Genomic DNA, 10923 nt, shown 5'->3' with positions numbered 1-10923 from the left:
CAAATCCTTACCAACATAGCCAATATCCATAAAAATCTCAAGACTTCAAAGGAATTACAACATCTTGTCGCTGTTATCGGTGCTTACACCAAAAAAGAGCTGGGTTTTATGTGCGAAAGTTGAGTAAATAGTTAAAATCAATGGTACCCACAGTGTCGTTTGAAAACCATATCTTAAGCGCATAATCTTCTATATAATCAACTTTTATAATATTAATCATTATCAGCCCCTGCGATTTTTTCTAACGGCTCTAAATCTTGAGCAAATTGCCAATTTTTCTCTAGCTCCACCAAATGGTTTCTCACCCACTCCTTTACAAGATTATGAGCTTTTGTGGGAAGAGTACCTTTTAGGGCACCTCTAAAAATTCTAACCACCTTCAGAGGGATTTAAAAAAGATGAGATGATGCAAAATCTTTTTTGAGCCTTAGCCAACGCTAAGGCGATAAAAAGTTTTGCGGCATATCGCTTTTTTAAACCCTCCCATAGGGCGATAGAGCCAAGTCCACACTCTGCGTTGCCTCTTTTTGCCTTAGCCTTAGCTAGGGCTGCAAAGAGCCGCCTTGATTGTGAACTTGGCTTTATCGCTGAAGGTGGTTAGAATTTTTAGAGGTGCCCTTTAGTATGTCACCGTTTTCGATTGAGACTAAAGCAACATAACCTTGATACTCCACATGAATATGTTTTGGCGGATGATTATCATGGTACATCCTGACAATGATACCGAAAAAATAGGAAATTATGGGCATAGAACACTCTCTTTTACACTAATGAATGATCCATCTCAGATGGAATCTCAAGCCCCATAAGCTTCAAAACAGTCGGTGCTATATTGTTAAGAGCGCCGTTTTCAACCTTTGTTACACCTTCGGCTTCGACAAAGCACCAGACTTTACCTACTGTATGGTTTGTCAAAATATGCCCCTCGTCATCTCTCATCTCTTCGCAGTTTCCGTGATCAGAAGTTATAACTACGCCGTAACCCTTCTCTTTTGCCTTTTGTAAAATCTTGCCAAGCTCCGTATCCACCGCATTTACCGCTATTTTTGCCGCTTCAAAATCTCCGGTATGCCCTACCATATCGCCGTTTGCAAAATTTACGACTATAAAATCATACTCATCATCCATAGCCTTTAAAACTACCTCGCCGACTTCAGGCGCGCTCATCTGTGGTTTTTCATCGTAAGTTTTTACATTCGGAGAGGGTATCAAAATCCTTGTCTCGTTCTCGTAAGGCTCATCAATCCCGCCGTTAAAGAAAAAAGTCACATGGGCATACTTTTCGGTTTCAGCCGTATGAAGCTGTCTTAGTTCTGCCTTTGAGATTACCTCAGAGAGAGTATTTTTGGGCGAATCTTTTTTAAAGAGTACGGGATACGCAAAACTCTTGTCATACTCTGTAATCGTGGCGATATGGAGCTTTTTAAATTCTCTTGCAAAGCCGTTAAAATTTATATCTCCAAGAGCAGTGACAAGCTCCCTCATACGGTCACTCCTAAAGTTGACAGTCAAAACCGCATCACCATCTCTCATACCGTCATAAGCGCCAAAAGCGACAGGTTCTATAAACTCGTCCGTCTCATTTTTTGCATAAGATGCGTCAATGTATGCAGTTGGGTTTAGGTCAGTTTTAGGCGCTGCGTCCACCATCGCCCCATACCCTTTTTGCACTCTATCCCAGCGGTTGTCTCTGTCCATGGAGTAAAAACGACCCGAAATAGTAGCTATCTTTATTTTTTCATTTATGTGCATAGCAACTTTTTGAAGATATGTTTTTGCGGAGGTAGGAGAGACATCTCTGCCGTCTGTTATAAGATGCAAAAAAACCTCTCTGCCCTCTTTAGCCGCCAAATCCGCTATCCCCATAAAGTGGTCTATATGAGAGTGAACACCGCCGTCACTCATAAGCCCTATAAGATGAACTCTGTTTGAGTGTGCCAAAAGATTTACAAATTCAGGATTTTCTTTGAAGCTGTTTTCGCTTAGGGCAAGAGAGATTTTTACTAAATCCTGATACAAAACTCTTCCGCTCCCGATGCTCATGTGCCCGACTTCGGAGTTGCCCATCTGTCCCTCAGGCAGACCAACGCTTAGTCCAAATGTATCTATAAGCGAGTGTGGGGTTTTACTAAAAAGTTTGTCATAAGTAGGTTTTTTGGCACTATAAAATGCGTTAAAATCAGTTTTTGCACTATACCCTATACCATCTGTTATGACTAAAATAGCCTTTTTTGCCAATACAAATCCTTTAAAATTGAGTTCATAATTATACTTTTATGCAATTATACTATAATGTCATTTTTATTACATAAGGACTATTTACATTGCTTTATTGGCTTTCAGAAATTCTTCATATCAATCTTCTTGGCTATATTACGGTACGAGCCGGAATCTCATTTTTCCTTGCACTCTTTTTTACGCTTTTTCTTCTTCCTCGTTTTATCAGATGGGCACAGGCAACCTCAAGCGTACAACCCATAAATGAGTGGGCGCCGCAGCGCCATCAAGGCAAGGCAAAAACGCCCACAATGGGCGGGATTGTTTTTATCTTTGCAACTATTTTAGCTTCACTGCTTAGCATCAAATTTTCAAATTTTTATGCACTCGGTGCGGTTGCTACGCTCATTTTGTTTGCATTTATAGGCTTTCAGGATGATATTGCAAAAATCAAAAAAAATGAAAATCTTGCAGGTTTAAAAGCGAGAACAAAACTTTTTCTGCAAACTCTTTTTGCATTTTCGATGTCGCTTTTTTTATACAATCTCGGAGATTTTAACACACAGCTTTATGTTCCATTTTTAAAAAATCCTCTCTTGGATATGGGCTTTTTTGCCGTCATTTTTTGGACTATTGTTATCATCGCAACATCCAATGCAGTAAATTTAACAGACGGACTTGACGGACTTGCGACGGTTCCATCCATCACGGCTCTTGCCTCGCTGAGTATTATTATCTACATCACAGGAAATGCAACTATTAGCTCTTACCTGCTTATGCCAAATATCAACATTGGTGAGGTTGCCATCGTCTCTAGTGCGCTCATCGGTGCATTGACTGGCTTTTTATGGCACAACTGTCATCCCGCAGAAGTTTTTATGGGAGACAGCGGCTCGCTTACCGTCGGAGCATTTTTAGGCTATCTTGCGATTATCTCAAAAAGCGAGATACTGCTTTTGCTGATGGGTTCTATCTTTGTTATAGAGACTCTCTCGGTCATACTTCAAGTAGGAAGCTACAAACTTAGAAAAAAGAGGGTTTTTCTTATGGCGCCTATCCACCACCATTTTGAGATGAAAAACTGGGCAGAAAACAAGATAATCGTACGATTTTGGATTATCGCAACGCTCTCAAATATCATCGCTCTAATTACGCTAAAGATTCGCTAATGCAAAGAGTATCTCTGTTTGGCTATGGCAAGACCACAAAAGCTCTTGCAAAACTCTTTTCAAACCCAACTTTTTACGACGACAAATGCACAAAACCATTTACGGACGAAAATGGCTACAAGGTAAAACCGCCCTTTGATTTTAACCCAAACTATTCGGATTTAGAGATACCGTCCCCCGGGATTCCGCCCTCAAATCCGCTGATACAAAAAGCCAAGAACCTTATAAGCGAATATGACTGCTTTACGCATGCAACGCCTCTTAGTATCTGGATAAGCGGCACAAATGGCAAAACAACAACTACACAGATGATGCAGTATCTTCTCAAAGAAAACGGCTCACTTGAGGGCGGCAACATAGGAACACCGCTTGGAGACCTAGATCAAAACGCCCAAATCTGGATTCTTGAAACAAGCTCTTTTACCATCCACTATACCAAAAAAGCCTCGCCAAATATCTATGTCTTACTTCCCATCACGCCTGACCATCTCAGCTGGCACGGCAGCATGCAGGAGTATATCGACGCAAAACTAAAGCCTCTTTCAAAGATGCGTGAGGGCGAGGTAGCAATCATCCCAGAAGCATACAAAGATGTCAAAACGGAGGCACATCTCATTACCTACAAGGATGAGATGGATTTGGCTTCATCTTTTGACATAGAGATAGACAAAGTCAGCTTCAAAGGCGCATTTTTGATGGACGCACTTTTAGCAATGGCGGTTGATAAAATCCTTTTTGACAGAGTTGATTATGCAAAAATAAACTCGTTTGTCATAGACCCTCACAGACAAGAGGAGCTAAGAGACAGCAAAAACCGCCTCTGGGTCAACGACACAAAAGCAACAAACCTTGATGCAGCCATAGTGGCACTCAAACGCTACAAAGAGCAGTATGTACGGCTTATTTTGGGCGGGGATGACAAAGGGGTCGATTTGAGCGAACTCTTTGCCTATCTGCAAAACTGTAATGTCAAGATTTATACTATCGGTTCAAACAAAGAGAAACTTTGCACACTCGCACAGCAATATGGTGTTGCTTTTGAACTTTGCAAAAATCTCGCCGATGCAGTTGCTCAAATAGACAAAGTTTTGCAAGCAGATGAAGCAGCTCTTCTATCTCCGGCCGCCGCAAGCCTTGATGAGTTCAAATCCTACGCCGACAGAGGCGAGCAGTTCAAAGCCGCTATCAGAGCCTTGTAGTGTTTAGAGTTGCCATCCTTGCATCCTATAACGGAAGCGGTTTTGTCGCACTATATGAAGCGATGCAAAGCGGCAAACTCACCATTGAGATTCCTCTTGTTATCTCCAACAACTCCAGTGCCACGGTTTTAGAAACCGCAACTGCTCATGGCATTAAAAACTTTGTTATCAACACAAAAACAACCCAAAATCCAGATGCAAAAATTGAAGAGCTTTTACATGAATATGGATGTTCCTATGTTTTTCTCTCCGGCTATATGAAAAAAGTCGGTACAAATATCACACAAAATTTCAAAGTCATCAACTCCCATCCAGCACTCCTTCCAAGCTACGGCGGAGCAGGCATGTATGGACGCCTTGTACATGAAGCCGTTGTCAAAAACAGTGAAAAGGCAAGTGGCGTTACCATCCATGAGGTGAACGAAAACTATGATGAGGGCAAAATCATCCTGCAAAAAAGTCTTCTACTGTGCGAGAATGAAACCGTCGATTCCCTAGAGGCAAAAATCAAAGAACTAGAAAAAATCGCAATAGTAGAGGCATTTCAAGCCCTCATAAGCTAACTTTCAGTCCCAAACAGATACAATTGCGCTCTTAAAAGATGGCTAATTAGCTCAGTCGGTAGAGCAGCAGACTGAAAATCTGCGTGTCCTTGGTTCGATTCCGAGATTAGCCACCACTTTCTTTTATAAAACTTCATGGCTAATTAGCTCAGTCGGTAGAGCAGCAGACTGAAAATCTGCGTGTCCTTGGTTCGATTCCGAGATTAGCCACCACCTAGTTTATATTGTGATTAAACTCCGGCACCATCTCTTTAAGTTTTTCTAGTTTCTTTTTTATGCTAACCAACTCAGATATATCATGATTTAGCTTTGTTATATCATACATTGTTTTTCCTGCAACAGTGATAGACTCGTACTCTGTTTTTGCATCGCTATCATCTATAAGAAGTTCTTCATAGAGTTTTTCACCGGGGCGAAGTCCACTAAACTCTATGGATATGTCGTCACGTCCACTAAGTTCAATCATCTTTTTTGCCAAGTCTGCTATTTTGATAGGTTCTCCCATATCAAGGATAAATATCTCCCCGCCTTTGCCGATGGAAGCTGCTTGCAGTACAAGTTCACACGCCTCCGGTATAAGCATAAAGTAGCGTGTAATGTCTGGATGCGTAACAGTAATGGGACCACCCTGCTCTATTTGAGATTTGAATTTTGGAATCACGCTGCCGCTGCTCCCAAGAACATTTCCAAATCGTACTGCAACTATCTCCGTGTTGCTTGAATCTACATTTTGAGCATAAAGCTCGCAAATTCTTTTTGTTGTTCCCATTACATTTGTCGGTCTTACCGCTTTGTCCGTCGAGATAAGCACAAATTTTTTAGCACCATGCTCTATGGCACAATCTACTGTATTTTTAGTTCCTATGACATTATTTATGATAGCTTCTGCGATGTTCTCTTCCACAAGAGGTACATGCTTATAAGCGGCGGCATGGATGACTATCTCTGGTTTATGTATCTCAAAAGTTTTATCTAAAAGTTCTTTATTTACCACTGACTGCATCACAAGAACCGGTTTAAAACTGGAGAGTTCTTCAGCGATAGCATAGAGGTTAAACTCGCTGTGATCAAGCAAAATCAACTCTTTTGCTCCAAACGTGACACACTGTCTGGCTATCTCGCTTCCTATACTTCCGCCCGCACCTGTAATAAGCACTTTTTTTCCATTTATAAAGTTTTTAATAACTGCCGTATCCAAATCTTTCGGGTGTCGTGCGAGAAGATCTTCTACGCTTATATCTTTTAGCTGAGCAGAAAACTCTTTGCTTTTTAGTATTTCATCGAAAGAGGGAAGAACTTTTATGGCTTTGAAGTATGCACTAAGTCTCTCATATATCTCCCTCACTCTCTCTTTGGATGCCGATGGCATTGCGATTACCAGCAAATCCAATTTGCCGTTTTTGGATATGCGTTCTTTTAGTTCTTCCTTTGAGAGGATTCTAATCCCGTCTATTGATCTTTTTTGAAGTATCACGTCATCATCTACGAAGTATTTTACTTTGTACTCACTGTTGGCAAACTCCTCTTCAAGCTTTATGCCTGCTTTTCCCGCACCATATATAACTGCCGATTTTGTTTTTGTTGTTCTGTTTTTGTTGATAAAATAGTAGTAAACATACATCAAAAAGTTGATACTAAAGAGATATGAAAAAAGTTCGCTTGCCAGAAGCGAGAAGCGTACCTTTGCATAAAAGAAAGGAGCATAAACCAAAAATGCAGCTATATATACGACACTTTTTAGCAAAAATGTTCTTTGAGTTGCTTTTGACCAGCTTAAACTATAGTCTTTAAAGATGAGCAAAGAGGCAAAGATTCGCACCGCAATCACCCCTGCGACTACCTGCCACTCTATAGGCTGATGAAATATAAAAAAAGTCCACCAAAAAGTCAAAACACTAAGAAAGATAATTACTAAGAAATTTAAGATTCTCTTATCTATATAAAACATTTTTTAATCCAATTTTGATGTATTTGCATATTTTCTAATATTTTTAGCATTTTACCAATTTTTACCGTCTCTTACTCAAACTTTTTCTTGCTATCTACAAATTTCATAGCGCCGTAAAGCAATAGCAAGCTAAACATAAAACTTACGGCAATATTTGGTCTAAAATATACCAGTAAAAATATCAATATATCTAGCCCCAAAGCATAAAGCGTAACTCCGCTATGGCTCCACCCTGCTTGAGTAAGCCTTTGGTATGCGTGTTTTCTATGAGCTTGAGACAACTTCTCACCATTTAGCCTTCTACGCACTAGCGTCAATGTAGCATCAAACCAAAACACCCCATAAAGCGTAATCCATATCCATAAGTTAGAGGCTTCTATATTTGCATAGTAGAGTGTAATGATAGCTATAGTATATCCAAGAAGCGTACTGCCTACATCTCCCATAAATATCTTTGCTTTTCCAAAGTTCCAATATAAAAACCCAAGCACAGATACACCAAGTATGGCAAAATAAACTCCGCCAAACAGCAACACTCCGGCTACACTTAAAAATACAAACTTTGTCCCCAAGTAACCATTTATGCCATCTATAAAGTTTGTCAGATTTATATACCACAGCACTAAGAGCAAAGCAAAGATATTTACAACAATCTGATTTTCAATGCTAAAAAACCCAAAGTTAATACTACTTAACCCTCCAATGATATAAAGACCGACAACTCCCACTAAACCAAAAACCATCATTCTGTTTTTTGCTCTAAGCTCTACTATATCATCAATTAGACCCACGGCAGATATCACTGCACCAACGATAAGTGCATAAAAAAGTGTCGGTTCTATCTGATCGTTCATATAAAGATATATAAGCCCTATAAACCAAGTAATAGCTACTGCAATCCCTCCACCATGAGGAGTGGGTACACTATGACTACTTCGCTCATTTACTGTAGCTACAAGTGATTTTTTGATAGCATACTCTTTTATAAAGTATGTCAATCCAAAAGATAGTAAAAGTAATATTATATAAATCATCTGTTTTTTCCTTATGTCATAAATGGATTTGTTGGCTTGATATCTATCTCATAGCCAAGCAATGAAAGTATTTGATTGATGGTGACTATACTTATATTTGCTATATACCCATTTTCTAGTTTAGATAGAGTCGCTCTTGAGATACCAGACTGCTCTGCCAATACTTCTTGTGATAATCCCTTTTGTTTTCGTAAATCTTTAATAGTTTTTCCAAGTTCTGATAATATCATCACTAAGCTCCTTCTTCGAGTGAATGTTTCCAGCTATCTAACATCATCTTACCTATCTTAAAATATGGATGTACTTTTAAAAAGCTTTCAAGTTCATCTATAGCCCACTCAAGTGCATCGTAACACTCTTTATAATACTCTTTAGCTTCACTCAAACTCAAAAGACAACTTTTCTGACCAAATTTTATAAGAGTATCTTTTGAGTGCCATATCTTTTTACCATCAAGCATAAGAGCAGGCTTGTCTTTATGAATATATACAACAGTATTTACCACATCATACACAGGAGAGTAAAATATATTTTTAAAATCATCATCATAAAGTAAGCCAAAGTTTTTTAGATGTGCATCACCATTTTTAAGTAGGTAGTTCATCACTACTGTTTTATAAAAAGCTATCATCGACTCTTTTTTGTTGGTAGTGTATGAGTAGATAATCTTGGCTATTTGCTCATAGCTTCCATCGTATTTACTCTCTTTGTTTTTATCCATCAAAGAAATTATCTCTTCAAATCCATAAAAACTACCATCGCTTTTTAGTGTAAACTTCTCTACTATTAAAAACGTGTTGTTAAGTGAGAGTTGTACATTTGCAGTTTTGACTCCTGCTTTTTGTACAGCTTTAAGGCAAAAGTATTCATTGAGTGCTAAGTCTTGATACTCTTCACCCCAAGTTTTGATGATGTACTCTTTGGTGTCTAATTTCTCTTTATCTTTTAAAAGTGCTATTGTTTTTGGCTGCACTCCACTGATGGCATTTTTGTTTAAAAAAGTTTGAAGAAGAGTGTTAAAAGTATCGTTTGTATCGTTTGCCAAAATATCTTCTATATCAAACTGGGGAAATTCAACACTGTCTTGCAGATCACTTTTAAACTCTACTCTTGATTGGATATTTGAACTCAGTAATGAAAATATCAGATAGTCATCCACCTTACCATACTCTTTTGATAAGATATTTTTAAATATCTCATACAAATACCCCTCTGGTAAAAAACTTTCTAAAAAAGGTGGGAATTTATAATCATACAAATATATCTTTTGAGTATTTGGTAGTGAAGGTGATATAGAGTTTTTTATATCAAAATCTTTATAATCTATGATGAAGTTTCTATTATCTTTGATAAATGATGCGACTGATTTTTGATGGTGAAATATCTCTATCATAAATAACCTTGTATAAATTGATTTACAATTATAGTATAAAAGTTATATTTTGTAAAGTAAATTATACATAATTTTTAAACAACATTGCATTGACTATCACTCCAACTTAGAAAAAGAATTTATAAAATGGTGTAACTGTAATATTCTCTTTTGTATCAGATTGGTTATATGTAATGATATGTTTTTCATCCGCCTCAAATGGTAATTTTAAAAGTCCATTAAACTCTCTATCTTGATTTTGTAAAGTTAGCTCATAGCATACTTGTATGGCAATAGTAATACCCTCTTTTTTGGCGATGAAATCACACTCAAAATTGTTATTGTAAAAGTATATTTCATAATTGTTTTTTACCAGTTCTGTATAAACTAAATTTTCAAGTAGTTTTCCTTTGTTACTAGAAAAGCTATAGCTAAGAGAGACAAATCCATTGTCATTACAATAAATCTTTTTCTTTGAATTGTTTTGCTCTTTAAGTGAATAAGAAAACTGTTTTAACTCATCTACCAAATAACTCTCTTCTAGATATGAGATATACTCTTTTATACTCTTATCATGTATTTTAATCGCTTTTGATAGTGATGTGTATGAATACAATGAGCTTATATTTGAAAGTAAAAAATAGCTCAACTCTTTAAAACTTTTTACATCTCTTATAGCATTATTGGCCACACAATCTTTTAGTAAGATAGTATCGTAATAGCTACTTAGGATTTCTCTTCTAAACTCTTCTTTAGTGTCATAAACTTCTACAAATGAGCCAAAGTTAAGCATATTATCAACTATATTCAATACTTTTGGAGTATTTTCTATAAGTTCCATGTATGAGTTGATATTATTTATTTTTAGTAGCTCTTTTAGTGAAAGTGGATAGACTTTTTTGGTGATGTATCTACCTGTAAGTAAAGTAGCCAACTCACCATTTAAAAGTGAAGAGTTTGAACCTGTAATAAAAATCTTTTGAAATTCTTGGCTATCATATACGCTTTTGACATATTTTTCCCAGCCATTTATTGCTTGTATCTCATCTAAAAATATATAGGTAATCTTCTTTTGTGTTAATTTTTTAGCAGTTTGTATTACTTCATAGAGTCTTGTTGGATCGTCGCTATATGGTATAAAAAAAGGATCATCAAGGTTTATATATAAAATTTCCTGAGGGTCTATAGTTTGACTCAAGTGATTTATGAGAAGTTTAAATAGTGTTGATTTACCACTCCTTCTTATGCCTTGAAGTACTTGGATATGTTTTAGTTCTAACTTTTTAACTAAGTCACTCAACTTTCGCACATAGAAAATCCTAAATTTCCTACATTCAAAAGCATAAATAAAGCCCATAAATAGGCACTTTAAAGTATAATTTGTTTACGACAACAGACCAATACAAGGTGCTTTTTTATGA

Annotated in this window: 11 protein-coding genes and 2 tRNA genes; 5 read left to right on the top strand and 8 right to left on the bottom strand. The window is 37.3% G+C overall.

Going from position 1 to position 10923, the window contains the following annotated elements; all coding sequences use genetic code 11:
• Positions 1-106: 106 nt before the first annotated feature.
• The 3 genes from PHY84_RS11205 to gpmI form a co-directional block, all read right to left on the bottom strand.
• Positions 107-220: a DUF2442 domain-containing protein gene (locus PHY84_RS11205; protein WP_363317913.1), complete on the bottom strand. Its 114-nt coding sequence runs from the start codon at positions 218-220 to the stop codon at positions 107-109.
• A 361-nt stretch (positions 221-581) separates the two neighbouring features.
• Positions 582-749: a DUF4160 domain-containing protein gene (locus tag PHY84_RS11200; protein ID WP_363317912.1), complete on the bottom strand. Its 168-nt coding sequence runs from the start codon at positions 747-749 to the stop codon at positions 582-584.
• Positions 750-762: 13 nt separating this feature from the next.
• The gene (gene gpmI / locus PHY84_RS11090) at positions 763-2238 is read right to left on the bottom strand and encodes a 2,3-bisphosphoglycerate-independent phosphoglycerate mutase (RefSeq protein ID WP_299859790.1); all 1476 of its coding nucleotides are present in this window, start codon (positions 2236-2238) and stop codon (positions 763-765) included.
• 86 nt (positions 2239-2324) lie between these two features.
• Here gpmI and mraY point away from each other — a divergent pair, with 86 nt between their 5' ends.
• The 5 genes from mraY (at position 2325) to PHY84_RS11065 (ending at position 5361) form a co-directional block, all read left to right on the top strand.
• Positions 2325-3386 (top strand): phospho-N-acetylmuramoyl-pentapeptide-transferase, encoded by a 1062-nt coding sequence (gene mraY, locus PHY84_RS11085; RefSeq protein WP_299859788.1) that lies wholly within the window; start codon positions 2325-2327, stop codon positions 3384-3386.
• Entirely contained in the window at positions 3386-4585 is a 1200-nt protein-coding gene (gene murD, locus PHY84_RS11080) for a UDP-N-acetylmuramoyl-L-alanine--D-glutamate ligase (RefSeq protein ID WP_299859786.1), read from the top strand. Before mraY ends, murD begins: the two co-directional genes overlap by 1 nt.
• Complete coding sequence (locus tag PHY84_RS11075; protein ID WP_299859784.1) at positions 4585-5148, top strand: formyltransferase family protein; 564 nt, start codon at positions 4585-4587, stop codon at positions 5146-5148. Before murD ends, PHY84_RS11075 begins: the two co-directional genes overlap by 1 nt.
• Positions 5149-5188: 40 nt before the next feature.
• Positions 5189-5264: transfer RNA gene (locus tag PHY84_RS11070), tRNA-Phe, on the top strand.
• A 21-nt stretch (positions 5265-5285) separates the two neighbouring features.
• Positions 5286-5361 (top strand) — tRNA-Phe (locus PHY84_RS11065).
• Position 5362: 1 nt separating this feature from the next.
• On the opposite strand, the gene PHY84_RS11060 is transcribed toward PHY84_RS11065, so the two are convergent.
• The 5 genes from PHY84_RS11060 to PHY84_RS11040 all read right to left on the bottom strand — a co-directional run bounded on the left by PHY84_RS11060 (position 5363) and on the right by PHY84_RS11040 (position 10859).
• A complete protein-coding gene (locus PHY84_RS11060) occupies positions 5363-7096 on the bottom strand; it encodes a nucleoside-diphosphate sugar epimerase/dehydratase (RefSeq protein ID WP_299859782.1) in 1734 nt (577 codons plus the stop codon).
• 71 nt (positions 7097-7167) lie between these two features.
• Entirely contained in the window at positions 7168-8130 is a 963-nt protein-coding gene (locus tag PHY84_RS11055; protein ID WP_299859780.1) for a glycosyltransferase family 4 protein, read from the bottom strand.
• Positions 8131-8141: 11 nt separating this feature from the next.
• The gene (locus PHY84_RS11050) at positions 8142-8360 is read right to left on the bottom strand and encodes a helix-turn-helix transcriptional regulator (RefSeq protein ID WP_299859778.1); all 219 of its coding nucleotides are present in this window, start codon (positions 8358-8360) and stop codon (positions 8142-8144) included.
• A 2-nt stretch (positions 8361-8362) separates the two neighbouring features.
• Positions 8363-9523: a type II toxin-antitoxin system HipA family toxin gene (locus tag PHY84_RS11045; RefSeq protein ID WP_299859776.1), complete on the bottom strand. Its 1161-nt coding sequence runs from the start codon at positions 9521-9523 to the stop codon at positions 8363-8365.
• Positions 9524-9629: 106 nt separating this feature from the next.
• Positions 9630-10859: an ATP-binding protein gene (locus PHY84_RS11040; protein WP_299859774.1), complete on the bottom strand. Its 1230-nt coding sequence runs from the start codon at positions 10857-10859 to the stop codon at positions 9630-9632.
• Positions 10860-10923: the final 64 nt, after the last annotated feature.

The organism is Sulfurimonas sp., from assembly GCF_028694605.1.
In the GTDB taxonomy this organism is placed as follows: domain Bacteria; phylum Campylobacterota; class Campylobacteria; order Campylobacterales; family Sulfurimonadaceae; genus Sulfurimonas.
The sequence above is the reverse complement of the archived record's forward strand: the minus strand, read 5'-3'. Positions and strand labels throughout refer to the sequence as shown.